This window comes from Sulfitobacter sp. KMM 9851, assembly GCF_057178245.1.
Genome location: NZ_CM169991.1, coordinates 3,454,680 through 3,480,902, shown reverse-complemented (window position 1 = coordinate 3,480,902; position 26,223 = coordinate 3,454,680). Strand labels below are relative to the sequence as shown.

Genomic DNA, 26,223 nt, shown 5'->3' with positions numbered 1-26,223 from the left:
CCCCTGAGCGATAGCATCAGAGCATGATCGCGCGCGCTGGCAGTGGAACGTGCGCCCCGTTGCAGGGTGAGGTTACCGAACTTGAAAATCCAGCGAAGGAGAGAACGATGAAAAAAGAACAAGCAGATGGCGCCACCCTGGAAACATGGGATGTGGCCGAGGTGGCCGACGCGCTGGAAAAGCGCGAAATTGTGCTGATCGACGTGCGCACGCCGCAGGAATACATGCTGGAGCATATCGAAGGCGCGCTGCTGATGCCGCTGGCCTTTTTTGATGCCAAGGCGTTGCCAACCCAAGATGGCAAGCGGATCGTGTTCCATTGCGGTTCTGGCGTCCGGTCCGAGAAGGTAGCGCGACAGGCGATTGCCGCAGGAATGGACCCGGTAGCGCATCTTGGTGGTGGTTTTGGCGCGTGGAAAGAGGCCAAGCAGCCCTATATGGGGACTGATATGGCCAGCGGCGCGCCCAAGCGGATGACGCCAGGCAAATAACCCCGGCTGCCAACTGGCGGCAAAAAGCCCGGCAAGGTTGCCGGGCTTTTAAGCTTCTTAGAGTTGGGGGTCAGCCATTTGAGAATTCAGGATAGGCTTCCATCCCCAGTTCAGACATGTCCAAACCGTTGATTTCGTTTTCTTCACTGACGCGGATGCCCATGGTGGACTTTAGGATAACCCAGACAACCATGCTGACGATAAACACAAAGGCGCCGACGGTAGCAAAACCAAACACCTGCGTCACAAAGGATGTGTCAGCGGTGTAGACCGGCACTACCAGCGTGCCCCAAAACCCTGCAATCAGGTGTACCGGGATTGCGCCAACCACATCGTCTATCTTGAGCTTGTCGAGGAACGGCACGGCGAAGACCACGATCACACCACCCACAGCACCGATCCAAAGCGCGCCGAAAAGTGTCGGGTCCAGTGGCCCGGCGGTGATGGATACCAAACCTGCCAGCGCGCCGTTCAGCACCATCGTGAGGTCAACCTTGCCATAAAGAAGCTGCGTTAGGATGAGCGCCGCAACAGCCCCGGCGGCAGCGGCCATATTGGTGTTGGCAAAGATCTGCGCCACGGAATCGACATCGGCAATCGTGCCCATCGCCAGTTGCGATGCACCGTTAAAGCCGAACCAGCCCAGCCACAGGATGAACGTACCCAGCGTCGCCAGCGCAAGGTTTGACCCCGGCATAGGCACGACGCGACCGTCCTTGTTGTACTTGCCCAGACGTGGCCCCAGTACGATGGCCCCTGCCAGCGCGGCAAAACCCCCGGCGGCATGCACCAGTGTCGAGCCCGCAAAATCGCTAAAGCCCATATCGGCCAAGAAACCCGTACCCCACTGCCACGATGCTTCCATCGGATAGATAAAGCCGGTCAGCACGATCACGAAGATCAGGAAGGGCCATAGTTTGATCCGTTCGGCCAATGTACCCGACACGATGGAGGCCGTGGTGGCGCAGAACATGAGCTGAAAGAAGAAGTCAGAAGCATTGGAATAGCCGCCGGCGTCAATGTCGGTCTTGATGTCCTTTGGGCCGATCGCGCCAACGACATCCTGAATGATCCAGTTACCGTCGCCGGGATACATGATGTTATAGCCGACCAGCCAGTACATGATCGCGGCCAGTGCAAAGAGCGCGATATTTTTCGTCAGCTGCGTGGTGACGTTCTTTGACCGGACCAACCCCGCCTCGAGCATGGCAAAGCCGGCCGCCATCCAGAAAACCAGAAAGCCACCGATCAGGAATAGCAGCGTGTTGAAGATGAACGTGGTGTCGGCAAGGGTCGCAAATTCTGTCTCCTGCGCCAAGGCCAGCCCCGGTAGCGCCATCAGCGCCGCGGCAAGGAGTAAAGTGTGGATACGTGTCATTGTGTGTTTCCTTAAAGCGGGTTCAGATGGCGTCTTCGCCGGTTTCGCCGGTGCGCACGCGCACGGCCTGTTCCACGTCGAGAACAAAGATCTTGCCGTCGCCGATCTTGCCGGTGTGGGCGGTTTTGGTGATGACTTCGACGATCTGGTCGGCCAGCGCATCTGCGACGACCAGTTCCAGTTTGATCTTTGGCACAAAGTTCACGACATATTCCGCGCCACGATAGATTTCCGTGTGGCCTGATTGTGCGCCAAAGCCTTTGATTTCGGAGACCATGAGCCCGCGCACGCCCGCCGTCGTCAGCGCCTCGCGCACGTCTTCAAGCTTGAACGGCTTTATCGTTGCGATGATCAGTTTCACCTAACTGTCCCTTTCCTGTTTGGCAGGCGTGACCTGCGATGATGCAAGTGCAGCAAACCGGAAAACCTGGCCCTTAGGATAGCGTTGGGCGATACTTGGGCGGAAAAAGAGCGCCTGATTGCCTAAAATTTATGCGATTGGCGAATTGTGCCTAAAAAATTGGCATAAATTTGCCGCCGATTCTAGAATGCACTGCTAAACAATCCTGCGCAGGCAGGATAGGATGGCAAAAATTCTGGCCGGGCAGGCATAAATTATGAGCGATTCATCCAAGCGTAAGCGCCCACTCGTGGCGGACCGGCGGTATCCGGGTAGGGGTAAAGCGGCGGCCAAGAAACCGACCAAGACAACCGCAAAGAAGCCGACACCGACTCGGCGCAAAGCCGTGCGGGCCAAACGGCCTCGGCGCGGTGGTCCTATCGGATGGCTTGCCGCGTTGGTGGGTTGGTTCTGGCGGCTGATCTGGAAGATCACTTGGCGGATATCCGCGCTGGTGCTGATCGCGCTCGCCGTGTCGGTCGGGTATCTATACACCACGCTGCCCCCTCTGGAGGCCCTGTTGGACGGCCGCGCGCGCGGTTCCGTGACCATGTTGGACCGCGATGGCGATGTCTTTGCCTGGCGGGGCGATCAATTTGGCGGCGTGGTCACTGCTGACTCCGTTTCAAAGCACCTCAAGAACGCGGTTATCGCAACCGAAGACAAACGCTTTTATCGCCACTTCGGGGTCAGCCCCAGGGGCATCGCATCGGCGGTGCGCATTAACATGAGCGAGGGCCGTGGGCCGTTGCAGGGGCATGGCGGTTCAACCATCACTCAACAGGTGGCAAAACTGCTGTGTCTTGGCGAACCATTCGACCCCAGCGCGGGCCGGACGGAACGCGAGTACGAGGCCGATTGCCGTCGTTCATCGCTCAGCCGTAAGGCCAAGGAAGCACTTTTTTCCATTGCGATGGAGGTCAAGTATTCCAAGGACGATATTCTGTCGATTTACATGAACCGCGCCTATATGGGCGGCGGTGCATTTGGTGCCGAAGCCGCGGCGCAGCGTTTCTTTGGCAAACCGGCTTCTGCCGTTTCGCCTGCGGAGGGTGCGATGCTGGCCGGTCTGTTGACCGCGCCGACAACGCTTTCACCGACAAATGATCTTGACCGTTCGCAAAGCCGCGCGGCAACGGTGATCCGCCTCATGCAGGATCAGGGATACCTCAGCAAAGCTGAAGCAGAACAAGCGATTGCAGACCCTGCACAACTGTCCGAAGCAGCCGAGGCGCAGGCAGGTGGCTATTTCGCTGACTGGGTCATGTCATCGGGCCCCGAATTTTTCACCCGCAACACGACCGAAGACGTCATCATCAAGACGACCCTTGATCAGCGCATGCAGCGCGCCGCCGAGGACGGGTTGAAATGGGTCTTTGACAACAAGGTGCGCGACGGATCAGAGGCGCAGGCGGCGATTGTCGTGATGTCCGCTGATGGCGCTGTGCGGGCGCTGGTCGGCGGGCGCAAGACCAAGGTGGCAGGGGCATTCAACCGCGCCACGCAGGCGATGCGGCAAACCGGATCGGCATTCAAACCCTTTGTCTATGCCGCCGCGCTTGATCTGGGTTATTCCCCCAACGATCTGATCGTTGATGAGCCATATTGCCTCAATATCCCCGGTTCGGGCGAGTGGTGCCCCAAAAACTACACCAAAAGGTTCGAGGGTACCGTAACGCTGACGGATGCGCTGAAAAACTCGCTTAATATTCCAGCCGTGAAGGTATCGGAAAGCGTCGGCCGCGAATTGGTCAGTCAGGTGGCAACCCAGTTTGGCATCAAAAGCGATTTGGCAGCGGGTCCCGCCCTCGCCTTGGGTGCGTCCGAAAGCACATTGTTGGAAATGACAGGCGCTTATGCGGGGATCCTAAACGGCGGCTCTTCGGTCACGCCCTACGGTCTGATCGATCTGCGCCTGATGGGCGAGACAGAGGCATTGATGGGCACCGGCGGCGGTATTGGTGAACGGGTGATCCAAGAAGAGGCCGCGCGCCAGTTGGTCTATATGATGGAAAAGGTGATTTCCGAAGGCACGGGCCAGCGCGCCCAGTTTGGCGGGCGGCAACTGGCGGGCAAGACCGGCACCACCTCGGCCAACAAAGACGCGTGGTTTGTCGGGTTTTCCGCCGATTACGTGACCGGGGTCTGGATGGGCTACGACGACAATACACCTTTGACCGGTGTCACCGGCGGCGGCCTGCCGACCGAGATTTGGCGCGAAACCATGAGCCGCGTACATGAGGGGGTGCCGCTGTCCGATCTTCCAATGGCGGCCCCGGCCCCGCGGAGCGGTCTGGGCGAAGAACCCGAACCCTCGGCACCGGCGCCGGTAGGTCGGGCACCTGACAATATCATTGATCAGGTCCTGCGAGACATCTTTGGCAACACCAGTAGCGGCGGCGGCAGCGGCGCCCCGGCACCGCGACCATCAGACAGATAGGAGGTCCGCGCAGCTGGTGACTGCGCGCACCTGGCCGCCGTCCAACGGGGGGACCGAGAATTGGAAATTGGCTGTTAAACTAATTATGGCTTAGTCTATGGGTTGGGCCAGCCTGTTCAGGTTTTCCCGAAAGCCTGGGAGCATGTTGAAGGTGCTGATGCCGAATGATCTGGTAAAGCGAGGAGAGGCCGAACTGCGCCAAGTGCGCAGCCGCAGCCGCGCGCTGTATTGGACCGTGGGCCTGTTCAGCCTTTTTGCCAATCTGCTGATGCTGACCGGTCCGCTCTACATGTTGCAGGTCTATGACCGGGTGCTGGGATCGGGGTCCGAGGAAACGCTGATCGCGCTGTCGATCCTGATTGTGTTTCTTTACGGGGTCATGGGGGTACTGGATCACACCCGCAGCCGGATCATGGCCCGCGTCGGCGCGCGGTTTCAGGCGGATTTGGACCGCCGGGTCTTTGATGCCGTGGTCCGTAAATCCGCCGTGGCCCCGGATGTGAAAACCAATGCAGGACTTGCAGATCTTGAAGCGGTGCAGCGGTTGATCACCTCTCCGGTTCTCATGGCCGCCTTTGACATGCCGTGGACGCCGATATTTTTCGCCGCGATATTCCTCTTTCACCCGTTGCTGGGCTGGCTGGCCGTGGGCGGCGCCGCCGTTCTAATCGGTATCACTTTTGCCAACCAGATTTTGTCGCGCGATAGTCAGGCCAAGGCCGGCGTTGCCGGACAGATGGCCGGAGCAGTGTCGGATCAGATCAGGGTCGAAGCAGAGATGGTGCAGGCGATGGGCATGCGCGAGGCGGCATTTTCGCGCTGGCAGACGACCCGCGGGCAGGCGCTTGAGCAGCAGTTGCGCAGCACGGATATCGGCGGCACCTTTTCTGCGATGACCAAGACACTACGGTTGTTCCTGCAATCCGCAATGCTGGGGCTTGGGGCCTATCTGGTGTTGCAAAACCAGATGACGGCAGGTGCCATGATCGCGGGTTCCATCCTGCTGGGGCGCGCGCTTGCCCCGGTTGAGCTGGCGTTGAACCAATGGCAGATCGTGCAGCGCGGACGCACCGGTTGGGCCAACCTAACCGAACTTTTGGGCGCCGTTGGGATAGAGCCTGTGCGCACCACCCTGCCCAAGCCGCGCGCCAAGCTCGTCGCCAAAGGGCTGACGGTCGTCGCCCCCGGTGACAAGCAGGCGGCGCTGAAATCGGTCAGCTTTGCGGTCGAGCCGGGGCAGGCGTTAGGTGTCATTGGCCCATCTGGTGCCGGGAAATCAACGCTGGCGCGCACTTTGATGGGCGTCTGGCCTGCGGCGGGTGGTTTTGTGCGTCTGGATGGCGCGGCACTGGATCAATACGGTCCGGATACGCTGGGCCGGCATATCGGATACCTGCCGCAACGCGTGCAGCTATTCGACGGCACGATCGCGGAAAACATCGCCCGGCTGTCGCCCAATCCGGACGATGCTAAGGTCGTCGCGGCCGCCAAGATGGCCGCGGCGCACGAGATGATCCTGGAACTGCCTCAGGGTTATGACACGCTGATCAGCGCCGGGCAGGTGCGGCTGTCGGGCGGCCAGATGCAGCGCATCGGGTTGGCGCGCGCGCTTTACGATGATCCGGTAATCGTGGTGCTGGATGAACCGAACTCGAATCTCGACAACACCGGCTCGAAGGCGCTGAACCACGCGATCCGCGCGATGAAGGCCGCCGGGCGTTCGGTGTTGATCATGGCGCACAGGCCCGCTGCGATCCAGGAATGTGACATGCTGTTGGTGCTGGACGGTGGCGTGCGCATAGCCTTTGGCCCCAAGGATCAGGTGCTCGCCGACATGGTGCAGAACCACCGCGAAATCCGGCAGGCCCCTGCAGGCGCCGGGGGTGTGACATGATCGGCGCGCCCGCAAACCGCTGGTCCGCCAAGCGGCCTGTCATCCTTGGCTTTGTCGCGCTGATCACGCTGTTTGGTGGCTTTGGCACCTGGGCCATGACAACACAGATTGCCGGCGCCATCATCGCGTCGGGCCGGATCGAAGTCGACCGCAACCGCCAGATCGTTCAGCACGAAACCGGTGGCGTGGTGGCCGAAATCACCGTGGACGAGGGCGACAGTGTTGCGGCGGGCGATCTGCTGATGCGGCTAGACCCCCAACAACTGGCGTCGCAACTGGCCATCACCGAAGGGCAGCTTTTTGAACTGATGGCCCGTCGCGGACGGCTTGATGCCGAACGTGACGAGACCGATGAGATTGTCTTTGACGACGAATTGATTGCCGTGGGGCAAATCAATCCGGATCTACAGGAGCTGATGGATGGTCAGCGCAACCTGTTCGACGCGCGTCGGGTGTCCGTGGCGCAAGAGATTGATCAACTCAGCAAGCGCCGCTTGCAGATCGGCTCTCAGATTGACGGCATTGGTTCGCAGGAGATTGCGCTGGAGCGGCAGTTGGACCTGATTGAAGAAGAGCTGGGCAATCAACAATCCCTGCTTGACCGGGGGCTGACCCAAGCCTCTGCGGTGTTGACCCTGCAACGCGAACAGGCCCGGTTGCGCGGGCAGATTGGCGAACTCGCCGCATCCAAGGCGCAGGCGCAGGAACGCATCACCGAAATTGACATCGACGTTCTGAAACTTGGCTCGGCGGGCCGCGAAGAGGCGATCACCCGCCTGCGCGACCTGCGGTATCGTGAACTGGAACTGGCCGAGCAGCGCCGTGCGTTGCAGGCCGAGATTGACCGCCTCGATATTCGTGCTCCGGTGTCGGGCATCGTCTATGGGATGCAGGTTCAAACCCCGCGTTCGGTCGTGCGCGCGGCAGAACCGTTGATGTACCTCGTGCCCCAAGACCGACCCCTGGTCATCGCCGCGCGGGTGCAGATCATTCACATCGACCAAATCGCGGTCGGCCAGGCGGTGAACCTGCGCCTGTCTGCATTGGATCAGCGCACCACGCCGGAGCTGGTCGGGCAGGTCCTGCAAATCTCTGCCGATGCCATTGAAGACGAGGCGTCGGGCCAATCCTATTACCGTGCGGAAATCGCGCTTGACCCCGGCGAGATTGACAAGCTGGCTGAAGGCACCATTCTGTTGCCCGGTATGCCGGTCGAGGCGTTCATCCGCACTGGGGAACGGTCACCCATGGCCTATCTGATCAAGCCGATGGCAGATTATTTTGCCCGCGCGTTTCGTGAAAGTTAGGGTAAAAACCAACGCCCCCCTTTTCGTTTGCGCGCATCGCCGCTAGCGTCCGCGCAAACCATTTGCCAAAGGAATGCGCCATGTCCATCACCGCCCGCCTTGCCGACCTTGGGGTCACGCTACCCGATGCCCCGGCGCCTGCCGCCAATTACGTACCCTTTGTTCAGGTCGGGGATATCCTCTATGTTTCCGGTCAAATCTCCAACGGGCCGGACGGGCTGATCAAGGGCCGTCTGGGTGACGGCATGGATGTGGATGCAGGGGCGGCTGCGGCAAAGTCCTGCGCGATCAATTTGTTGGCGCAGGTGCGTGCCGCCTGTGGTGGTGATATCGAGCGGCTGGTGAAGGTGATCAAGCTGACCGGTTTCGTGAATTCCACCGCCGATTTCACCGACCAGCCCAAGGTTATCAATGGCGCGTCGGATTTCCTTGCCGAAGCGCTGGGTGACGCGGGCCGTCATGCCCGATCTGCCGTGTCGGCGGCATCGCTACCTCTGGGTGTGGCAGTTGAAATCGAAGGCATCTTTCAGATCAAATGAATCTACCGTCCGCGTTTCTGACCACGCCACTGGCGCACCGCGCGCTGCATGACGTTACCGATCACCGCCCGGAAAACAGCCGCGCCGCAATACGTGCAGCCATCGCGGGCGGCTATGGGATCGAAATTGACTTGCAGCTCAGCGCCGATGGCGTGGCGATGGTGTTCCACGATTACATGCTGGACCGCCTGACGCCTGAAACCGGCGCGCTGCGGCTGCGCAGTGCGGCGGCGTTGGCGCAAATTCCGCTGACCGGCGGGAATAATGAAACCATTCCAACGCTGGACGAGGTTCTGGCGCTGGTCGGTGGCCGCGTGCCGTTGCTCATCGAAATCAAGGATCAGGACGGCGGCATGGGCCCCGACATCGGCCCGCTGGAGGCCGCAACTGCCGCCGCGCTGGTCAACTACCGCGGCGACGTGGCGCTGATGTCATTCAATCCGCATTCGGTGGGCGAAATGGCCGGGCTGCTGCCACAGGTGCCGCGCGGCATCACCACCAGCGCCTACTTACCCGAAGACTGGCCGCTGCCCGCCAAAACCTGCGATCATCTGCGCGAAATTCCGGATTACGCGTCAGCGGGTGCGTGTTTTATCAGCCACGAATCCTTTGATCTGTCCCGCCCTCGCGTTGGGGCGCTGAAACAGGCTGGGGCCGCTGTGCTGTGCTGGACCATCCGCAGCCCCGAAGAGGAAGCTACCGCCCGCGAAATTGCGGATAACATCACCTTTGAGGGCTACCTCGCACCGACGCAGCCTTGATCCACGGCCTGCGCGCCACACATAGAACCCCAAGGCTGGCAAGGCAGAGATGAGCGCGCAAGAGATTGAAATCACGGTTGTCCCGGAACTTGCCCAGATTGGACAAGCCGATTGGGATGCCTGTGCCTGTCCCGAAACGGCGGCGGGCGGGCGGCCCGTTGATCCGTTCACGACCTACCGTTTCCTAAGTGCGTTGGAGCGCAGCGGGTCGGTCGGCCCCGGCACGGGCTGGCAACCCCAATACCTGACGGCGCGCATCGCTGGACAGCTTATTGCGGTGGCCCCCATGTATGCCAAATCACATAGCCAGGGCGAATACATCTTTGATCACAACTGGGCTCACGCCTATGAGCGGGCGGGCGGGCGCTATTATCCGAAACTGCAAATTGCCGTGCCGCATACGCCTGCCACCGGGCGGCGTTTTCTGACGCGACCGGGATTTGAACAGGCGGGCATGGCCGCACTTGTGCAGGGCGCGATACAGCTAACTGATAGCAACGCCCTGTCGTCGCTGCACATCACCTTCTGCACATCTGAAGAGGCTGAAAGGGCGCCAGAGCTAGGGCTGATGGCGCGCAAAAGCCAGCAGTTTCATTGGCACAACAAAGGTTATGCCGGTTTTGACGATTTTCTCGCCAGCCTCAATTCGCGCAAACGCAAGAACATCCGCAAGGAACGCGCGCAGGCGCAGGATTTCGGCGGTCGTATCCACACCTTTATCGGTGATCAGATTGAACCGGAACATTGGGATGCCTTCTGGCGGTTCTATCAGGACACAGGCGCGCGCAAATGGGGGACGCCCTATCTGACCCGCGCCTTTTTCGACATTGCGCAGGAGACGTTGCGCGATGACATGGCACTGGTTCTGGCCGAACGCGACGGGCGCTGGGTGGCAGGTGCGCTTAATTTCATCGGGGCAGAGGCGCTGTTCGGCAGGTATTGGGGCTGTGTCGAACACCATGCCTGTCTGCATTTTGAACTGTGCTATTATCGTGCAATTGATCTGGCCATTGCCCTTGGCCTGCAACGGGTCGAGGCCGGCGCACAGGGCGAACACAAGCTGGCCCGCGGATACCTGCCCGCGCCGACCTGGTCATTGCACTGGATGCGCGACCCCGGGTTTGCCGCGGCGGTGGGCGATTATCTGCAGGCAGAGCGTGCGGCCGTCGAAGAAGAGATTGAGGTTTTGACAGAATACGGCCCCTTCAAACGGGCCAGAATCGAGGAACAGGAATGACTGAACGACTGAGCAACGAGACCCGAAAAACTGTGCTGCAACCGCTGTTCGATACCGGTTGGGAACTCTCCGATGACCGCGACGCGATCCAAAAGTCGTTCAAGTTTCACGACTTTGCCGACGCCTTTGGCTGGATGACGCGGGTGGCCATTTGGGCCGAAAAATGGAATCACCATCCTGAATGGAACAACGTTTACAACCGGGTAAACGTGACGTTGATCACGCATGATATGGATGGACTAAGCACGCTTGATGCCAAATTGGCGCGCAAGATGGACGGTCTGCACGAAACGACGAAGGATTAAGGATACTGATGCAAGATCTATTGAACACAGAATTATGGCAGGGCAAAACCGTTGCCGATCTGCTGACCCTTGAGTTTCTCGCCAGCACTGCGGGTTCTGTCTTGGGTGCCATCGCAATTCTGTTGCTGGGCTGGATCGTGTCCAGCTGGTTGCAGAACCGGGTGCAGAACCTAGGCAAGCGGAACCGGCACCTTGATGAGATGCTGTTTGATTTCCTGGCCTCGATCGTGCGTTACGTGGTGCTTGGCTTTACGATCTTGTTTGTCCTCAACACATTTGGGGTGCAGACAACGTCGGTTGTTGCCGTTGTCGGTGCCGCCGGTCTGGCCATCGGTCTGGCGCTGCAAGGCACGCTGTCGAATATCGCGGCAGGAGTTATGCTGATTATGTTCCGACCGATCAAGATTGGTGATTTCGTTGAAATCGCAGATCAGATGGGCACGGTTAGGCAGATTAATCTGAACTACACCGAGTTGGCAGACCTTAGTAATGTACAGGTGATCGTGCCCAATTCCGAAGTTTGGGGCAATGTTATTACTAACTATTCGGTTAACCAGACCCGTCGCGCGGAATGGACATTCGGGGTGGGCTACGGCGCCAGCTTGAAAACCGCCGAAGACATCATCCGCGAGACTATCACTTCAGACGATCGCGCGCACAGTGATCCCGAGCCGTTTATTCAGGTCACGAATCTGGGCGACAGTTCGGTTGATTTTCTGGTCCGTGTCTGGTGCAGCGCGGGCGACTATTTTGCCTTCAAGGCCGATATGACCCGCAAGGTCAAAGAGGCGCTGGATGCAGGTGGGGTCGATATTCCGTTTCCTACACGCACCCTTGTGCAGGCCGCAGAATAAAGATGCAAACGGGCCGGGCATGTGTTGCCCGGCCCGATCATTTTACATGTTGTCCAGCAGCGCCTCGCCGCCAGACACCTCGCAAACGCCTGAATTTTCTTCCGGCTGCCACAGCGTGACCTTGCCGTCATCCACCAGCATCGCATAGCGCTTTGAGCGGGCCATCAACCCGGCGGGGGCGGCGTCGAAATCCATGCCAATGGCGCGGGTGAATTCGCTGCTTGCGTCGGCCAGCATCGTGATCCCGGCCTCCGTGGCTCCCGTGGCCTCGCCCCAGGCTTTCATCACAAACGGGTCGTTGCACGACACGCAGATCACCTCGTCCACGCCCTTGGCATCAAACTGATCCTTTGTGCGCACAAAGCTGGGCACATGGGCCGAATGGCAGGTGGGTGTAAAAGCGCCCGGCACGGCAAAGATCACAACCTTGCGGCCCTTGACCTTATCGGCCATTTTCACTGGCGCGGGTCCGTCAGCGCCCAATTGAACCAATGTAGCGTCTGGCAGGGTATCACCTTGGGAAATCGTCATGGATAGACCTTTCATGTCATTGCGGTTGTCTTGCGCCAAGATATAGGGTCTGGCCCGAAGCGGGGCCAGAGTAAACGAAGGAGTTTCATTGTGCGGAACGTGGTGGTGATTGGGGCAGGGCAGGCGGGGTCGTCCTGTGTGGCCAAACTGCGCAATGGTGGGTTCGAGGGGAAAATCACCCTAATAGGGGCCGAGCCGGTGCCCCCCTACCAACGTCCACCGCTGTCCAAAGCCTACCTGCTTGGTGAAATGACCCGAGAGCGGCTTTTTCTGCGGCCCGAAAGTTTTTACGCCGATCAAGGTATTGATCTGGCCATGGGCACCCACGTGCAAGCGATTGACCCGGGCCAAAAGACGATCACGACCCAGGCCACAACGATCCCTTTCGATGATCTGGTGCTGACCACCGGATCTATTCCGCGCCGCCTGCCCGCCAGCATCGGTGGAGACCTTTCAGGTGTCTTTGTGGTCCGCGATTTGGCGGATGTCGATGCTATGGCGCCGGCGTTCAGACCCGGTGCGCGGCTTGTCATCGTTGGCGGTGGCTATATCGGGCTTGAGGCGGCGGCGGTGGCCGCCAAGCTGGGCTTGCAGGTGACGCTTGTCGAAATGGCGGATCGTATCCTGCAACGGGTCGCCGCCCCCGAAACCAGCAACTTTTTCCGCGCCCTGCACCGCGCGCATGGTGTCGACATCCGCGAGGGCGTGGGGCTGGAAAAGCTGCTTGGCGACGGGCACGTAACCGGTGCGCGCCTCAGCGACGGCACTGAAATCGCGGCCGATTTTGTTATTGCGGGCGTGGGTATTACCCCTGCGACGGCGCTGGCCGAACAGGCGGGACTGACGATTGAAAATGGGATCAAGGTGGATGCAATGGGCCGCACCTCTGCCCCCGGCATCTGGGCTGCGGGCGATTGCACCTCTTTTCCGTATCGCGAGACGCGCATCCGGCTCGAAAGCGTGCCAAACGCAATTGATCAGGCAGAACTGGTCGCGGAAAATATCATGGGCGCGGAAAAGTCCTATGTGGCAAAGCCGTGGTTCTGGTCAGATCAATACGATGTGAAATTGCAGATCGCCGGATTGAATACAGGCTACGACAACGTGATCACCCGCCGCGCCGACGCCGATAGCGTGGCTTTTTGGTACTACCGGGGTGCGGAATTGTTGGCGGTGGACGCGATGAATGATCCCCGCGGTTTCATGGTTGGCAAACGCCTGATCGAAGGCGGAAGATCCCCTGATCCTGCGTTGATCGCTGACCCCGAAACCGATCTCAAGGCGCTGCTGCGGCCATGAGGATCATTGCAGGAACTTATCGCGGCTCTGTTCTGGCTGACGTGGGCAAAGGGGATGCCGATGCCCACCTACGCCCGACGTCCGACCGCGTGCGTGAAAGCTTGTTTTCCATGCTTACCCATCACGACGTGATCCTCGACGCGCGGGTGCTCGACCTCTTCGCAGGCACCGGCGCGCTGGGGTTAGAGGCGCTGTCGCGGGGTGCGAAATCAGTTTGTTTCGTGGAAAATGGCCGCGTGAGCCAAGGCCTGATTGCACAGAATATCAAAAAGCTTGGCGTAAAGGACCTGACAGCCATCATGCGCAATGATGCCACGAGCCTTGGGGCCTGGCCGATGGCGCCGTTCGATCTGGTTTTCCTTGACCCGCCTTATGGCAAATCCCTAGGCCAGGCGGCGTTGAGCGCGGCAGCGAGGGGAGGGTGGCTTGCCCCTGATGCCATGGTTGTCTGGGAAGAAAACGCGCCAATGAATGCCCCACTTGGCTTTACGCGTATCGACAAACGCAAATACGGCGATACCCACGTCACCCTATTGCGCTTTAGTGGCGCCACCTAACAAGCTTTTCTGGGTCATAAATACCCTCGGGGGGTCTGGGGGGCTGGCCCCCCAGCCAGTTCAGTCTTGCGTGTAGGTCGGATGAAACAACCCACCCGGCGACAGCGTGAAAACATCCACCCCGTCCTCGGTCACACCGACGGAATGCTCAAACTGCGCCGACAATGATTTGTCGCGGGTCACGGCAGTCCAGTCGTCGGCCAATGTCTTGGTCTCGGCCCGGCCTAGGTTCACCATTGGCTCGATGGTGAAAAACATCCCCGGTTCCAACACGGCCCCGGTGCCGGGGCGGCCATAGTGCAGCACATTCGGCGGCGCATGAAATACCTGCCCCAATCCGTGACCACAGAAATCAGTCACGACCGACATGCGGTGCGCTTCGACAAAGGTTTGAATGGCGTGGCCGATGTCGCCAAAGGTATTGCCGGGCTTTACCGTCTCGATCCCGCGCATCAGGCTGTCATGGGTAACTTGGATCAACCGCTCAGCCTTGCGCGGCAGTTTGCCCGCCACATACATGCGGCTGGTATCGCCGAACCACCCGTCGACGATCACTGTCACGTCGATGTTGAGGATATCGCCGTCCTTCAGCCGCTTGTCGCCGGGAATACCGTGACAGACCACGTGGTTCACGGAAATGCAGCTGGCGTGCTGATACCCTTTGTAGCCGATCGTTGCCGACTTTGCCCCGGCGGCGGTCACCTTGTCCTCGATCATCTGATCCAGCGCTCCGGTTGTCTGGCCGGGGATCACATGCTCGGCGATTTCATCGAGAATGGTCGCGGCGAGGCGGCCAGCGGCGTGCATCCCGGCAAAATCCGATGGGTCGTATATGCGTATGCCGTCCTTGGTCTGGCGGCCGCGGTGGGTATTGTTCACCGGTCTCTCCATATTTGCTTATTTGCTATCTAGCGCGGGCGGCGGCCAAGGGCCAGCCTCTGTCACCCCACGAACCCAAGAGGCGCGGCCAATGTGACCGCTTCGGGCGTGATATCGGTGCCGATAACGATGGTTTCCAGCCCGACCGCACGGGCAGCTTCGAACGCGGCGGCATATGTGGGATCAATATCCGCGGCCAGTGACATGTCCGCGCAATCGGTGCGCTGCACAAGATACAGCAGTACCGCGCGATGCCCAGCCTGCGCCATACGGCCCAATTCTCCCAGATGTTTTGTACCGCGCGCGGTGACGCTGTCGGGAAATTCCGCGCGTCCGGGCGTGCGCGACAGGGTGACCGATTTCACCTCGACATAGCAATCGGGCAGGCCATCAGCCTGCAGCAGGAAATCAATGCGTGAATTTTCACCGTATTTTACCTCGGGCCTCACCACATCATAGGCCGCCAGTTGCGGCAGCGCGCGTGCCATCAGGGCGTGGCGCAGGGCACGGTTGGGCAGCGCGGTATCAACCCCGGTGAAATGCCCATTTTCATGGTCCACCAACCGCCAGCCGTAATTCAGCTTCTTGCGGGGATCGTCGTTAGGCTCCAGCCAGATACGCATCCCCGGCGCGGCCAGTCCCATCATTGATCCAGGATTGGCGCAGTGGGCGATTACCTCGTCGCCGGTCTCTTCCAGCACGCAATCCGCCAGAAACCGTTTGTATCGGCGGATCAGGCGGGCGGGGACAAGTTGGGTTTGAAAGCGCATGGGCAGCGGCCTATACCCAAGTCATGCCAGCCTCAAGGAGCGACCTGCATGCCAAACCCCACAGCCGCAATGATCGTTATCGGTGACGAAATCCTGTCCGGGCGCACCCGCGACAGCAACATGCACCACCTTGCAGGACAGTTGAACGAGGTGGGGATTGACCTCAAGGAGGTCCGGATGATCGCTGATGATCGTGGCGCCATTATCGCCGCGGTGCAGGCGCTGTCGTCGGTTTATACGTATGTCTTCACCTCGGGCGGCATTGGCCCCACCCATGACGACATCACTGCGGACTGCATCGCAGCGGCTTTTAACCGCGACATTGACGTGCGCGCCGACGCACGCGAGATTCTGGCCGCGCATTACGCACGCAGCGGGACCGAATTGAACACCGCTCGCTTGCGGATGGCGCGTATCCCCGAAGGTGCCACGCTTATCGAAAATCCGGTCTCGGCGGCACCAGGGTTTATCTTGGAAAATGTGCACGTCATGGCCGGGGTACCATCGGTTTTTCACGCCATGGTTGCCAGCATTGTGCCCAGCCTGACGGGGGGCGCGGCGCTGATCAGCAAGACCATGCGGATTGATCGTGGCGAGGGGGATATCGCAGGCCCACTGGGCGCGCTCGCGCAGGAATATCCGTTGTTGTCGATGGGCAGCTATCCGTTTCAGAAGGATGGTAAATACGGTGCGCATATCGTGATCCGTGGCAATGACGATGGTGCCATTGATGCCGCGATGGCAAAGCTGAAGGCGGCGTTTTCATGACTCAAGCCAATACGCTGTTCGAGGTCTGCGACCAGACGTGGCCCGCCGCGCGCCGCTTTTCGGATGGTCCATGGACCCTGCGCGATGGCCAGGGTGGCGGTAAACGCGCGTCGGCTGCCACCGCACGCGGGCCGGTGGCCGATAGCGATATCGGGTTCGCCGAAACCGCCATGCGCGCGATGGGTCAGCGCCCGCTGTTCATGCTGCGCGACGGCGAGGCAGAGCTGGACGCGAAGCTGGCCGCGCGGGGCTATGCCAAGATCGACCCGGTCACAATTTTCACGTTGCCGATCGACAAACTCACCGATGTGCCGATGCCGCCCGTCACCACCTTTTGTATCTGGGAACCGCTGGCGATCATGGTCGAGATCTGGGCGCAGGGCGGGCTTGGCCCCGCGCGACTGGAGCTGATGGCGCGTGCGGGCGTTAAAACCGGCATTCTAGCACGCTGGAATGAACAGCCCGCAGGCGCCGGTTTTGCCGCGCTGCATGATGGGGTCTGCATGGTCCATGCGGTCGAGGTATTGCCGCATCAGCGCCGACAGGGCGTGGCCCAATGGATCATGCGGGCGGCGGCGTTTTGGGGGCAGGCGCAGGGCGCGCATACGATTTCAGTATTGTGTGTTGAGGCCAATACCGCCGCCAACGCGTTATACCGTGCGCTGGGCTTTGCCCCGGTGGCGCGCTATCATTACCGCCAATCGCCCGAATGAAGGAGCCTCGTGATGGCCGACGACATGCCCACCGCACTGGACCTACCCATGGTCGACCCATTGCCCGCTGAGACGCAGAAGTATTTCGACGTCTGTATGGACAAGCTCGGCATGGTGCCAAACGTGCTGCGCGCCTATGCCTTCGACATTGACAAGCTCAACGCCTTTACCGCGATGTACAATGACCTGATGCTGGGTGACAGCAGCCTCAGCAAGCTTGAGCGCGAGATGATTGCGGTCGCCGTTTCCTCTGTCAACAAATGCTATTATTGCCTTGTCGCCCATGGCGCCGCCGTGCGGCAACTGTCTGGCGATCCCGAATTGGGCGAGGCGTTGGTAATGAACTACCGCGTTGCCAAGGTGACGTCGAAACAACGCGCGATGCTGGATTTTGCCGTGAAACTGACCAAGGAAAGTGCGGCTGTCGAAGAGGCCGACCGGCAGGCCCTGCGCGATGCCGGTTTCTCGGAACGTGACATTTTTGATATCGCTGGCGTGACCGGGTTCTTTAATATGACCAATCGTGTCGCCAGCGGCACCGACATGCGTCCCAACGCTGAATACCACGCGCAGGCAAGATGATCCGCGCAGGTGCCCTGTGCCTGCTGTTGGCCACGCCTGCGTCAGCGCTGGACCTCCGCTTGCCATCCTCGGCGCGCGTGACGGTTGAGCGCAATACATCGCCTGATCGGTTTGCTGCCCCTGTCGGCATATTTGCCGAAGGGCAGGTGGCGCGGATCAATATCGATGGCGCAGTGCGCCGGGCGGCGTGGCGTCTGGATTCTGCGGGCCTGACGCCCCTACAGGTCATGCGCCCACTCAGAGAACAACTGACTGATGCGGGATTTGAAATCGTGCTGGATTGTGCTGCGCGCGAATGCGGCGGCTTTGACTTCCGCTTTGCCACTGAAACGTTGCCGGGGCCGAATATGTACGTCAATATTCGTGCCTTTCACGTTGTCACCGCCCTGCGACGTGGGGCCGACAACACCCCGGTCCAGGCGATCAGCATCTTGGCCAGTACCGCGGCGACCTCGGCCTATGTCCAGATCATTCAGGCCGGTCCTGACGGTGATGCGCCCGTGGTGACAGAGCCTAATGCGGACGATGTGATCCCTGCTACACTACCCGATGCCAGCGCGCTTGGCGCGCGGCTGATCGCGCAGGGCCATGTTGTCCTCGAAGCACTGGATTTCGGGACCGGTACATCGGATTTGGGGGCGGGGCCCTATGCCCCACTGGCCGAGCTTGCCGCGATGCTCAATGCCGATCGCAGCCTGCGGGTGGCGCTGGTGGGTCATACCGATGCCGTGGGGGCGCTGGCCGGGAACATCGCGCTCAGCCGTCGCCGTGCCCAATCGGTCCGGCAGAGGCTAATTGATGCCTATGCCGTCGATCCTTCACGGCTAGAGGCCGAAGGTATGGGGTATCTGTCGCCGGTCGCCAGCAACCTGACCGATGCAGGCCGCGAACAGAACCGGCGGGTTGAAGTGGTGGTTTTGTCAGCGGATTAGGTCGCGCACCACGGTGCCATCGGCCAGCCAGCCATCGAACACCGCCAGCGCCTCATCGGCAAAGGCTACATCATTGATATGCGCGTCCAGTTCGATTAGCCGCGCAGGGCCCTGCCATTTATCGCGCAGCGTATCGCAGAATGCCGCCAGCCCATCCGGGTCATGCAAATCGGCGCCAGGTCGGTCCCAGGCGCCACAGCCCCCGCGCGGCAAAATGAACGTGGTCGGTGATGCGACACCGCCCAATTGCCTCAGGTGCGCGCGGGCGACTTGGCGTCTTTCCTCGGCATTCAGCACGACAGAGGTCAGCAGACGGTTGTGCGCGTGCACCGTCCGGTCGCGCCAGATGTCAGGCAGCGGCTGCCAGCCGACCAGATCAACCAGATCATAACAGCCCGGCGCCACCAGTTGCGGCGTGCCGGCGCGCGCCGCCCCGGTCAGGCGATCCGCCCCGGCAGAGAGGCTTGATCCGTGTTCGTGATTGCCCAGCTCCTGCGTGCAGAAATCAAACACGCAGGCAAAGGCACCCTGGGCCGCTAGGCTTTCGAATGCCCGCCCGCCCATGCCCGTTGCGTGGAACACGGCAACCTCGAACCCCCGTGCCTCCAACTCTGGTTTCAGCGGCACCATGTAGCTGAGGGCCGATTTACCCAGGCTGGTCATGCCGATTAGCGGTGTAACCTGGGGCTTCTCCACCGCCCGCGCCGCCCCCAGCACCGCGCCCGCCGCCTGGCTTAGTGATGCCTTGCAGATCGAATTCAACCCATAGAGCCCCCCGGCCCAGAGGATCATCTGTACATCCGCCGCCAGCCGTTCCGGCGGTATCAGTGGCGAAAACGCGACCGTCGAAACAATGTATTTCGGCACCCCCAGCGGCAGCGCCTGACACACATCAAGCGCCAGATCGGTGCCCATTGACCCACCTAGTGTGATCACCCCGTCAAAGGCCCCGGTGCGGTATAGTTGATTCACCAGCGCCGCTGCGCCGCGCGCCATGATCTGCATGGCAGTGTTTTCGTCGCGGGATGTGCGCGCAGCCGCGATGCTGCTGCCCCCCGCCGCTGCCACGTCCGTGTTGGAAAAGTCGGTGCTGCCGTCCGTGTCGCCCAACACGCTCACATCCATACTGATTACCTGCCCGCTCTGGCCGCGAATACACTCGGCCATATACTGCAACTCGTCGCACTTGGTGTCATAGGTCCCGACGATCAAGATGGTCTTGTCTTTGCGCATGGCTGCCCCCTTGATGTCCATCATGGGGGCCACTGGCCTGCCAAGCCACGTCAAATAGTCAACCGGTGACGCGATTTTTCTGCCCCGTTGCCAGATCGGCCCAGGTGCAGCGGGGATGCCGCTGGACCCTGCGGCCAGGTTTGCTAGACAGGACACACCCATTCGCCAAAGGCGCGGCATGACCCCTTGTACCCTCACGTCCCTGACCCAGCTTGCCAATCTCGGCGTCGACACGATTATTGACGTGCGCGCCCCGGCTGAGTTTGCCGAAGATCACCTGCCCGGCGCGATCAACCTGCCCGTACTGTCAGACGCTGAACGCGCGCAGGTTGGCACGATCTACAAGCAGACCAGCCCCTTTGACGCGCGCAAGATCGGTGGTGCCTTGGTGGCACGCAATACAGCAGCCCATTTGCAAGGCCCGCTGGCGGATCACGACGGCGCATGGCAGCCGCTGGTCTATTGCTGGCGCGGCGGGCAACGCTCTGGCGCTTTTGCCACGATATTGGGGCAGGTTGGCTGGCGGGTGCAATTGCTGCAAGGCGGCTATCGCACCTATCGTCGTCTGGTGGCGGCGGCGCTCTATGACACGCCCTTGCCCCATCGTCTGACCCTGATCGAGGGCGGAACCGGCACTGCCAAGACGCGCCTTTTACACCATCTTTCACAGGTCGGTGCGCAGGTGCTGGACCTCGAAGCGCTGGCCGGGCATCGCGGATCGCTGTTTGGCGCAATGCCGGACGGACAGCCCGCGCAAAAGATGTTTGAAAGCAGGCTTGCCGGTGCGCTTGCCACGCTTGACCCGGCCCGTCCAACATGGGTCGAAGCCGAAAGCAGCAAGATCGGCGACCGCGTGTTGCCGCCCAGCCTCTGGGCCGCCATGTGCGCTGCCCCACGTGTCGAACTCACCGCGCCGCTTGCGGCACGTGCTGCCTTTCTCTGCCGGGCCTATGATGATCTGACTGCTGACAGCGGCGCGTTTCAGGACCAGTTGCAGCGCCTGCGCCCCTATCACAGTGGCGAGATAATTGCCGATTGGCACGAGCTGGCCGATGCTGGCCATTGGTCAGAACTGGCGCAGGCGCTGATCGCCCGGCATTACGACCCGCGTTATGCCAAATCCACCGCCCGCAGCGCGCCTGCTGCACTGCACATCGCGCTGGCGGATCTGGAGGACGCAACGCTGGCACAGACCGCCGCGCAACTGCATGCGCAAAGTCTTAGCGCAGCTGAATAGGCCCTGTACCGTCAGTCAGCCTGCCAATGACATGCCCGTTCAGCCCCTGCGCATGCAACGCATCCACTGCGTCTGCGGCCGCCGCCTCGGGCAGGGCGGCCAGCAACCCACCGGCGGTCTGCGGATCGTGCAGCAACGGGTCAGCGGCCCCATGCACCGGCGCGTCCGCGCGGTTCACCGGCATCAGCGCCGACGCCACCCCCGCCGCCGCCAAGGCCCGCGCCCCGTCATAAACCGGGATTGCCTCGGCCCAAAGTTCAGCTTGCAGCCCGGACGCTCGGCAGATCGTTTGCACATGTCCGGCAAGGCCGAAACCTGTCACATCGGTCATCGCGTGGGCCCCGCGCAGGATGGCGGCCTCTCTGTGTTGTGTCGCCGCCATGGCCCGAAGGGTTGCCGCGACCACACCCCCGGGCGCAGACCCCGCCATATGCCCCGCCAGGATCACCCCCGATCCAATCGGTCGCGTCATCAGCAAGACATCCCCCGCCCGTGCCCCGGCGACCGTGATCGGCGGGCTATCGCGCAGCCCTGTCACGCTGAAGCCAAGGGTCAGTTCGGCCCCCATGGTGGTGTGCCCACCCACCAGTTGTGCCCCGACTTCGGTCATCACCTCCTGCGCAGCAGCGGTGATTTCGCGCAGGGTCCGCGCCTGTAGTGTCGGGCTCATGCGGGGTATGATCACACTCGCCAGTGCCACCTGCGGCGCGGCGCCCATCGCCCAGATATCGCCAAGCGCATGCACCGCCGCAATACGGGTCATGAGATATGGGTCTTCGACAAACCCGCGTAAATGGTCGGTACTGATCACCTGAAATCCACCGCCGGGCTGGCGCAGCACAGCCGCATCGTCGCCTACGCCCGTCACCACATCATCCCCGCCGAGCGTCAGATCGGCCAACCCCCCGTGCAGCACACCGCCGCCAACCTTGGCACCACATCCGCCACAAAGAGGCTTGTCTGCCAGCATCTCTCGCAATCCGCCGGCCATCTGCCCTGTCACATCAGGCGCGCGCATCACGGGTAGATCGTTGAGCTTGTCCATGAACCGTCGATCAATCCAATCCTTCCAGCGCCAGAGGGCTGGACCGGCCAGTGCCAGACCGAACTTTTCCGCCGCTGCGGATTTCCCCCCCAAAGAAATCAGTTTGAGGTAGCGTTTTTGCGGCTTGAAATACCGTCGCGGGCCACCGCTCAATGCTGCGCGCAGATTGTGGTGCAATACGGGCGCTGCCCGCACCGCAAAAACCCCGGCCTTTGGACGCGGAGCAAAGCCCATATGCGCGCAATCACCCACCGCAAATAGGGCTTCATCCCCGGTGACGCCCAGATCGGGGCCCACCTCGATAAACCCGTCCCGCAACGGCAAGTCGGTATTCGCAAGCCAGCCATGTGGGTGCGCCCCGGCCGCGCCCACGCAAAGGGACGCGGCAACCGGGGGCTGCCCGGTTAAATGCACTTGATCCGCCGCAATCCGCGCCACCTGCGCATTCAGGCGCACCGCCACCCCAAGCTCCGCCATCTTGCGGCGCATGATACCTGCGGTGAGCGCAGCCATCCCCGACAGCGCAGGTGCCGCCTCGATCACGGTCACCTGCGGCACCAAACCGGCCGCGCGCAACGCATGGGCCATCGCCATTGCCAATTCGCACCCGGCCACGCCGCCGCCAATTACGGCGACCTCGGGCGGCACCTCGCCGCATGCTGCTGCTGCCAGAAATTTGCGCCAACGCGCCGCATATATATCAAGTGGTTTTGCCCCGACCGCATGTTCGGCAAAGCCCGGCAACATCATCTGTGCCGTGATGCCGATATCAAAAGACGCAACATCATAGGCCACTGGCCCGCGCCCCTCGACGGCGATTTCGCGCGCTGCGGCGTCCAGTCCCGTGGCGTGGCCCAAGATCAGCCGCGCCCCCGCATGGTGGCACAGGCGCACCAGATCAATCTCCAGAGTGTCACGCGCATAATGCCCGGCGACATGACCCGGTAACATCCCCGTATAGGGGGCGGTGGGGCCGGGATTGATCACGGTCAACCGCGCCCCCGGCATCGGGTCCATTCCCCACCGCCGCAACACGAGCGCATGGGCATGGCCACCGCCGATCAGCACCAAATCCCGCGTCAATGGCAGCTCAGACCGCACAAGATGCCCCTTTTCGGACTTTTAACTCTAAATATTCCAAAGGAAATTGAGAGACAGCGTCCCTCAACTTCTGCATCGTATTCCATAGCCTTGTGGTCAGCACACCGGCCCGTAGTGTCACCCGTTCATGCGTGCCGCCAGCAAAGCTTCGGAATGTGTGATGAGTATGGATAACATTTCGTACAGCGCGTCTACCTGATCCGGCGTCAGCACCGCCAGCAACTTTTCGTTGCCGCGCAAAACCTCGGCCAACATGCGGTCGTGCAGCGTCTGCCCTTGGGGTGTCAGCGTCAGGGCTGCCGCTCGGGCGTCACGGGCATCCGGCGCGTTGCGCAACAGCCTTCGGGCGATCAAGCCCTTGATCAGACGGCTCATCTGGCTTTTGTCCATCATCAAAAGCTCTGCCACGTCGCCTGCGCGGACAGGCGTCCGCGCCTTGACCAGCGCCAACAACCGCCATTCATTCAGGCTCAGACCAAACTGCGCCTCCGGCCAGTTGTTTCCGCCGCGTTCGGCCATCGTTATCAAGCGGTGCAGACGAAAGGTTATGACGTCCTCGATTGATTGCACAGGCGGGTGCAGGCCGTCTTGCGGCGGCTTCGGTGCAGCGGGGTGGTGGGCGTCCAGTGACATTGGAGATCCTCATTACTTCACATGATTCATGCTATTCTGGCTGCTTGTGTATCGCAATCCCTGCGATCAGAGTTGGAAATGCCTGTTAGAAACACCATGTACATTTCCTGTCAGACCCCTTACCGACGGGCGACCCCTTGCCGTGGCAGGTCGTAAACCGCCCGCCTGCCCCCCGCAGCACCGTTCAAAACAGGACAACCCCCGTGATTCAGACTATTGCCGATGCCCTTGCCCAACAGGGCTATGAAAGCCTCACCGCCGTACAAGAGGCCGTGACCGACCCCGCCCTAAATGATGCCGATCTGTTGGTCTCCGCGCAAACCGGTTCGGGCAAGACCGTAGGCTTCGGCCTTGCTATTGCGCCCACATTGCTGGGCGATGACACCCACTTTGGGCCCGCAGGCGCGCCGCTGGCGCTGGTCATTGCGCCGACGCGCGAACTGGCCATGCAGGTCAGCCGCGAATTAACATGGCTCTATGGCAAGACAGGCGCCGTTGTCACCACCTGCGTCGGGGGCATGGACACTCGTACCGAACGCCGCATGCTAGATAAGGGCGCGCATATCGTCGTGGCCACGCCCGGCCGCCTGTGTGACCACATCAAGCGCAACAATATCAAGCTCGACGCATTGCGCGCCGTGGTGCTGGACGAAGCTGACGAAATGCTCGACCTTGGTTTCCGTGATGAGCTTGAGTTCATTCTGTCGGAAGCCCCCGAAGACCGCCGCACGCTGCTTTTCTCGGCCACCGTGCCGGCCGCCATCGCGAAACTGGCGAAATCCTACCAGCGAGATGCACAGCGCATCACCACCGTGGGTGAGGCCAAACAGCATAGCGACATCGAATACCGCGCACTCAACGTGCATCCGCGTGACATTGAAAACGCGATTATCAACGTGCTGCGCTTTTACGAAGCAAAGAACGCCATCGTGTTCTGCAACACCCGCGCGGCTGTATCCCGCCTGACCACCCGTTTCACCAACCGCGGGTTTTCCGTCGTGGCGCTCTCGGGCGAGTTGACGCAGTCTGAACGCACCAACGCCCTCCAGGCGCTGCGCGATGGCCGGGCGCGTGTCTGTATCGCGACCGATGTCGCCGCGCGCGGCATTGACCTGCCCAACCTCGAACTGGTGATCCACGCCGACCTGCCCAGCAACTCCGACACGCTGCTGCACCGCTCTGGCCGTACAGGCCGCGCCGGGCGCAAGGGTGTCTCTGCCCTGATCGTCCCTGCCAAACTGCGCAGCAAGGCCAACCGCCTGATCGGCGGGGCCAAGCTCAAGGTCGAATGGGCCAACCCGCCGTCGGCCACCGAAGTCAACGCCGCGGACGAAGCGCGCCTGCTGGCCGACGCCGCATGGTCCGACCCGATCCCCGAAGATGCCGCCGATTTCGTCGCCTCGCTGGTCGAACAGTTCAGCCCCGAACAATTGGCCACCGCCTTTGTGAACCTCTACCGCGCACGCCAATCCGCCCCGGAAGAGCTCGCCGAACCCGGCGCGCCGGGCGATGAAAAACCACGCGCCGCCTTTGGTGCCTCGGTCTGGTTCTCGGTCTCCACCGGTCGCAACGATGGGGCCGAACCACGCACCCTGCTGCCGATGCTTTGCCGTCTGGGCGACCTGACCAAAGACGACATCGGCGCGATCCGCGTCCAGCCCAGCCACAGCTACGTCGAAATACTGGCCAGCTCCGTGCCGAAATTCCTCGGTGCCGTCGGGCCGGACATGAAAGTCGAAGAAGGCGCAATCATTACCCAGCTTGACCGTGCACCTGACCTTGGCCGTGGCGGCCCGAAACCAGGTGGCAACAATCGCGGGCCAAAACCCGGCGGCGGCTACAAAGGCGACCGGGCAGAACGCCCCGACCGCGCCCCGCGCCCGCCGCGTGACAGCTATGATCCCGATGCAGCCCCGGCCCCACGCAAACCCCGCGCCAAACCAGCGGACGCCCCCGGCGCCGCCTCGGTCGATGCGCCGCGTGCGGACAAGCCGAAGTTTGATAAGCCCAAGTTCGACAAACCGCGTGCGCCCAAGGGTGAACGTCCGCCAAAATCGCACAAAACTGAACGCAGCCCGATGAAGCCCGGTGCCGCACCTAAGCCAAAGTCGAACCCTAAACCGGAGGACGGCGGCAAGCCCAAGGCCAAGGCTGTGTGGAAAAAGGAAAAGCCAGCAGGCGATACCTATGAGCCGCGCAAACCCAAGCCGGGTAAACCCGGAGGTGAAAAGAGCTATCAGCGCGCCTCGGACCCGTCCAAGCGTTTCACCCCGCCCAACAAGATGGGCAAACCGGGTGCTAAGCCGAAAAGCAAAAGCACACCCAAACCGAAATAAG

25 protein-coding genes are annotated in these 26,223 nt (G+C 61.2%); 17 read left to right on the top strand and 8 right to left on the bottom strand.

What is annotated here, in order from left to right; all coding sequences use genetic code 11:
• Window positions 1–107: 107 nt before the first annotated feature.
• Window positions 108–491, top strand: a complete 384-nt coding sequence (locus tag AC1965_RS17295) for a rhodanese-like domain-containing protein (RefSeq protein ID WP_483885067.1) — start codon at window positions 108–110, stop codon at window positions 489–491.
• Window positions 492–561: 70 nt separating this feature from the next.
• On the opposite strand, the gene AC1965_RS17290 is transcribed toward AC1965_RS17295, so the two are convergent.
• A complete protein-coding gene (locus tag AC1965_RS17290) occupies window positions 562–1,869 on the bottom strand; it encodes an ammonium transporter (protein WP_483885066.1) in 1,308 nt (435 codons plus the stop codon).
• Window positions 1,870–1,891: 22 nt separating this feature from the next.
• Window positions 1,892–2,230: a P-II family nitrogen regulator gene (locus AC1965_RS17285; RefSeq protein ID WP_483885065.1), complete on the bottom strand. Its 339-nt coding sequence runs from the start codon at window positions 2,228–2,230 to the stop codon at window positions 1,892–1,894.
• 256 nt (window positions 2,231–2,486) lie between these two features.
• Between AC1965_RS17285 and AC1965_RS17280 the strand changes: the two genes are divergently transcribed.
• From AC1965_RS17280 to AC1965_RS17245, 8 genes are all read left to right on the top strand, one after another.
• Window positions 2,487–4,709: a transglycosylase domain-containing protein gene (locus AC1965_RS17280; protein WP_483885064.1), complete on the top strand. Its 2,223-nt coding sequence runs from the start codon at window positions 2,487–2,489 to the stop codon at window positions 4,707–4,709.
• 157 nt (window positions 4,710–4,866) lie between these two features.
• Entirely contained in the window at window positions 4,867–6,603 is a 1,737-nt protein-coding gene (locus AC1965_RS17275; protein WP_483887077.1) for a type I secretion system permease/ATPase, read from the top strand.
• Window positions 6,600–7,910, top strand: coding sequence for an HlyD family type I secretion periplasmic adaptor subunit (locus AC1965_RS17270; RefSeq protein ID WP_483885063.1), 1,311 nt, complete (start codon window positions 6,600–6,602; stop codon window positions 7,908–7,910). Before AC1965_RS17275 ends, AC1965_RS17270 begins: the two co-directional genes overlap by 4 nt.
• Before the next feature lie 80 nt (window positions 7,911–7,990).
• Window positions 7,991–8,449, top strand: a complete 459-nt coding sequence (locus AC1965_RS17265) for a RidA family protein (protein WP_483885062.1) — start codon at window positions 7,991–7,993, stop codon at window positions 8,447–8,449.
• Window positions 8,446–9,210, top strand: coding sequence for a glycerophosphodiester phosphodiesterase family protein (locus tag AC1965_RS17260; RefSeq protein WP_483885061.1), 765 nt, complete (start codon window positions 8,446–8,448; stop codon window positions 9,208–9,210). Before AC1965_RS17265 ends, AC1965_RS17260 begins: the two co-directional genes overlap by 4 nt.
• A gap of 49 nt (window positions 9,211–9,259) precedes the next feature.
• Entirely contained in the window at window positions 9,260–10,447 is a 1,188-nt protein-coding gene (locus AC1965_RS17255) for a GNAT family N-acetyltransferase (RefSeq protein WP_483885060.1), read from the top strand.
• Window positions 10,444–10,752 carry a 4a-hydroxytetrahydrobiopterin dehydratase gene (locus AC1965_RS17250; RefSeq protein WP_483885059.1) on the top strand — a complete coding sequence of 103 codons (309 nt, stop codon included), beginning with the start codon at window positions 10,444–10,446 and terminating at the stop codon, window positions 10,750–10,752. Before AC1965_RS17255 ends, AC1965_RS17250 begins: the two co-directional genes overlap by 4 nt.
• Before the next feature lie 8 nt (window positions 10,753–10,760).
• Window positions 10,761–11,606 (top strand): mechanosensitive ion channel family protein, encoded by an 846-nt coding sequence (locus AC1965_RS17245; protein ID WP_483885058.1) that lies wholly within the window; start codon window positions 10,761–10,763, stop codon window positions 11,604–11,606.
• A 42-nt stretch (window positions 11,607–11,648) separates the two neighbouring features.
• On the opposite strand, the gene AC1965_RS17240 is transcribed toward AC1965_RS17245, so the two are convergent.
• Window positions 11,649–12,137: a redoxin family protein gene (locus AC1965_RS17240; protein ID WP_483885057.1), complete on the bottom strand. Its 489-nt coding sequence runs from the start codon at window positions 12,135–12,137 to the stop codon at window positions 11,649–11,651.
• Between the two features lie 90 nt (window positions 12,138–12,227).
• On the opposite strand from AC1965_RS17240, the gene AC1965_RS17235 reads away from it, so the two are divergent.
• Both AC1965_RS17235 and rsmD read left to right on the top strand, forming a co-directional pair.
• Window positions 12,228–13,436 carry an NAD(P)/FAD-dependent oxidoreductase gene (locus tag AC1965_RS17235; protein ID WP_483885056.1) on the top strand — a complete coding sequence of 403 codons (1,209 nt, stop codon included), beginning with the start codon at window positions 12,228–12,230 and terminating at the stop codon, window positions 13,434–13,436.
• Window positions 13,433–13,993, top strand: coding sequence for a 16S rRNA (guanine(966)-N(2))-methyltransferase RsmD (gene rsmD, locus AC1965_RS17230; protein WP_483885055.1), 561 nt, complete (start codon window positions 13,433–13,435; stop codon window positions 13,991–13,993). The genes AC1965_RS17235 and rsmD overlap by 4 nt, the downstream gene beginning before the upstream one ends.
• A 60-nt stretch (window positions 13,994–14,053) precedes the next feature.
• Here rsmD and map read toward each other — a convergent pair whose 3' ends face one another.
• Together map and sfsA are read right to left on the bottom strand one after the other, a co-directional pair.
• Window positions 14,054–14,884 carry a type I methionyl aminopeptidase gene (map, locus tag AC1965_RS17225; RefSeq protein WP_483885054.1) on the bottom strand — a complete coding sequence of 277 codons (831 nt, stop codon included), beginning with the start codon at window positions 14,882–14,884 and terminating at the stop codon, window positions 14,054–14,056.
• A 50-nt stretch (window positions 14,885–14,934) separates the two neighbouring features.
• Window positions 14,935–15,642 carry a DNA/RNA nuclease SfsA gene (gene sfsA / locus AC1965_RS17220; RefSeq protein ID WP_483885053.1) on the bottom strand — a complete coding sequence of 236 codons (708 nt, stop codon included), beginning with the start codon at window positions 15,640–15,642 and terminating at the stop codon, window positions 14,935–14,937.
• 48 nt (window positions 15,643–15,690) lie between these two features.
• Here sfsA and AC1965_RS17215 point away from each other — a divergent pair, with 48 nt between their 5' ends.
• The 4 genes from AC1965_RS17215 to AC1965_RS17200 are packed head-to-tail and all read left to right on the top strand — an operon-like array spanning window position 15,691 to window position 18,637.
• Complete coding sequence (locus AC1965_RS17215) at window positions 15,691–16,410, top strand: competence/damage-inducible protein A (protein ID WP_483885052.1); 720 nt, start codon at window positions 15,691–15,693, stop codon at window positions 16,408–16,410.
• Window positions 16,407–17,123 carry a GNAT family N-acetyltransferase gene (locus AC1965_RS17210; RefSeq protein WP_483885051.1) on the top strand — a complete coding sequence of 239 codons (717 nt, stop codon included), beginning with the start codon at window positions 16,407–16,409 and terminating at the stop codon, window positions 17,121–17,123. Before AC1965_RS17215 ends, AC1965_RS17210 begins: the two co-directional genes overlap by 4 nt.
• Before the next feature lie 12 nt (window positions 17,124–17,135).
• Entirely contained in the window at window positions 17,136–17,705 is a 570-nt protein-coding gene (locus AC1965_RS17205; RefSeq protein WP_483885050.1) for a peroxidase-related enzyme, read from the top strand.
• The gene (locus tag AC1965_RS17200) at window positions 17,702–18,637 is read left to right on the top strand and encodes an OmpA family protein (RefSeq protein ID WP_483885049.1); all 936 of its coding nucleotides are present in this window, start codon (window positions 17,702–17,704) and stop codon (window positions 18,635–18,637) included. Before AC1965_RS17205 ends, AC1965_RS17200 begins: the two co-directional genes overlap by 4 nt.
• On the opposite strand, the gene AC1965_RS17195 is transcribed toward AC1965_RS17200, so the two are convergent.
• Entirely contained in the window at window positions 18,626–19,870 is a 1,245-nt protein-coding gene (locus AC1965_RS17195) for a Tm-1-like ATP-binding domain-containing protein (protein ID WP_483885048.1), read from the bottom strand. The genes AC1965_RS17200 and AC1965_RS17195 overlap by 12 nt on opposite strands.
• Before the next feature lie 178 nt (window positions 19,871–20,048).
• Between AC1965_RS17195 and mnmH the strand changes: the two genes are divergently transcribed.
• Window positions 20,049–21,107: a tRNA 2-selenouridine(34) synthase MnmH gene (mnmH, locus tag AC1965_RS17190; protein ID WP_483885047.1), complete on the top strand. Its 1,059-nt coding sequence runs from the start codon at window positions 20,049–20,051 to the stop codon at window positions 21,105–21,107.
• Here mnmH and selD read toward each other — a convergent pair.
• The gene (selD, locus tag AC1965_RS17185; RefSeq protein WP_483885046.1) at window positions 21,091–23,253 is read right to left on the bottom strand and encodes a selenide, water dikinase SelD; all 2,163 of its coding nucleotides are present in this window, start codon (window positions 23,251–23,253) and stop codon (window positions 21,091–21,093) included. The two genes, mnmH and selD, sit on opposite strands and share 17 nt — an antisense overlap.
• A 117-nt stretch (window positions 23,254–23,370) precedes the next feature.
• Window positions 23,371–23,886, bottom strand: coding sequence for a MarR family winged helix-turn-helix transcriptional regulator (locus tag AC1965_RS17180; protein WP_483885045.1), 516 nt, complete (start codon window positions 23,884–23,886; stop codon window positions 23,371–23,373).
• A 203-nt stretch (window positions 23,887–24,089) separates the two neighbouring features.
• Here AC1965_RS17180 and AC1965_RS17175 point away from each other — a divergent pair, with 203 nt between their 5' ends.
• Window positions 24,090–26,222 carry a DEAD/DEAH box helicase gene (locus tag AC1965_RS17175; protein ID WP_483885044.1) on the top strand — a complete coding sequence of 711 codons (2,133 nt, stop codon included), beginning with the start codon at window positions 24,090–24,092 and terminating at the stop codon, window positions 26,220–26,222.
• Window position 26,223 lies beyond the last annotated feature (1 nt).

What these genes read in the sequence shown, in the direction of transcription:
- AC1965_RS17275 (WP_483887077.1), top strand. Translation starts at nt 4,867, where the DNA reads ATGCCGAATGATCTGGTAAAGCGAGGAGAGGCCGAACTGCGCCAAGTG.
- AC1965_RS17205 (WP_483885050.1), top strand. Translation starts at nt 17,136, where the DNA reads ATGGCCGACGACATGCCCACCGCACTGGACCTACCCATGGTCGACCCA.
- AC1965_RS17250 (WP_483885059.1), top strand. Translation starts at nt 10,444, where the DNA reads ATGACTGAACGACTGAGCAACGAGACCCGAAAAACTGTGCTGCAACCG.
- AC1965_RS17180 (WP_483885045.1), bottom strand. Translation starts at nt 23,886, where the DNA reads ATGTCACTGGACGCCCACCACCCCGCTGCACCGAAGCCGCCGCAAGAC.
- AC1965_RS17270 (WP_483885063.1), top strand. Translation starts at nt 6,600, where the DNA reads ATGATCGGCGCGCCCGCAAACCGCTGGTCCGCCAAGCGGCCTGTCATC.
- AC1965_RS17295 (WP_483885067.1), top strand. Translation starts at nt 108, where the DNA reads ATGAAAAAAGAACAAGCAGATGGCGCCACCCTGGAAACATGGGATGTG.
- AC1965_RS17260 (WP_483885061.1), top strand. Translation starts at nt 8,446, where the DNA reads ATGAATCTACCGTCCGCGTTTCTGACCACGCCACTGGCGCACCGCGCG.
- AC1965_RS17215 (WP_483885052.1), top strand. Translation starts at nt 15,691, where the DNA reads ATGCCAAACCCCACAGCCGCAATGATCGTTATCGGTGACGAAATCCTG.
- sfsA (WP_483885053.1), bottom strand. Translation starts at nt 15,642, where the DNA reads ATGCGCTTTCAAACCCAACTTGTCCCCGCCCGCCTGATCCGCCGATAC.
- rsmD (WP_483885055.1), top strand. Translation starts at nt 13,433, where the DNA reads ATGAGGATCATTGCAGGAACTTATCGCGGCTCTGTTCTGGCTGACGTG.
- mnmH (WP_483885047.1), top strand. Translation starts at nt 20,049, where the DNA reads ATGACCCCTTGTACCCTCACGTCCCTGACCCAGCTTGCCAATCTCGGC.
- AC1965_RS17245 (WP_483885058.1), top strand. Translation starts at nt 10,761, where the DNA reads ATGCAAGATCTATTGAACACAGAATTATGGCAGGGCAAAACCGTTGCC.
- AC1965_RS17210 (WP_483885051.1), top strand. Translation starts at nt 16,407, where the DNA reads ATGACTCAAGCCAATACGCTGTTCGAGGTCTGCGACCAGACGTGGCCC.
- AC1965_RS17200 (WP_483885049.1), top strand. Translation starts at nt 17,702, where the DNA reads ATGATCCGCGCAGGTGCCCTGTGCCTGCTGTTGGCCACGCCTGCGTCA.
- AC1965_RS17290 (WP_483885066.1), bottom strand. Translation starts at nt 1,869, where the DNA reads ATGACACGTATCCACACTTTACTCCTTGCCGCGGCGCTGATGGCGCTA.
- AC1965_RS17265 (WP_483885062.1), top strand. Translation starts at nt 7,991, where the DNA reads ATGTCCATCACCGCCCGCCTTGCCGACCTTGGGGTCACGCTACCCGAT.
- AC1965_RS17255 (WP_483885060.1), top strand. Translation starts at nt 9,260, where the DNA reads ATGAGCGCGCAAGAGATTGAAATCACGGTTGTCCCGGAACTTGCCCAG.
- map (WP_483885054.1), bottom strand. Translation starts at nt 14,884, where the DNA reads ATGGAGAGACCGGTGAACAATACCCACCGCGGCCGCCAGACCAAGGAC.
- AC1965_RS17240 (WP_483885057.1), bottom strand. Translation starts at nt 12,137, where the DNA reads ATGACGATTTCCCAAGGTGATACCCTGCCAGACGCTACATTGGTTCAA.
- AC1965_RS17195 (WP_483885048.1), bottom strand. Translation starts at nt 19,870, where the DNA reads ATGCGCAAAGACAAGACCATCTTGATCGTCGGGACCTATGACACCAAG.
- AC1965_RS17280 (WP_483885064.1), top strand. Translation starts at nt 2,487, where the DNA reads ATGAGCGATTCATCCAAGCGTAAGCGCCCACTCGTGGCGGACCGGCGG.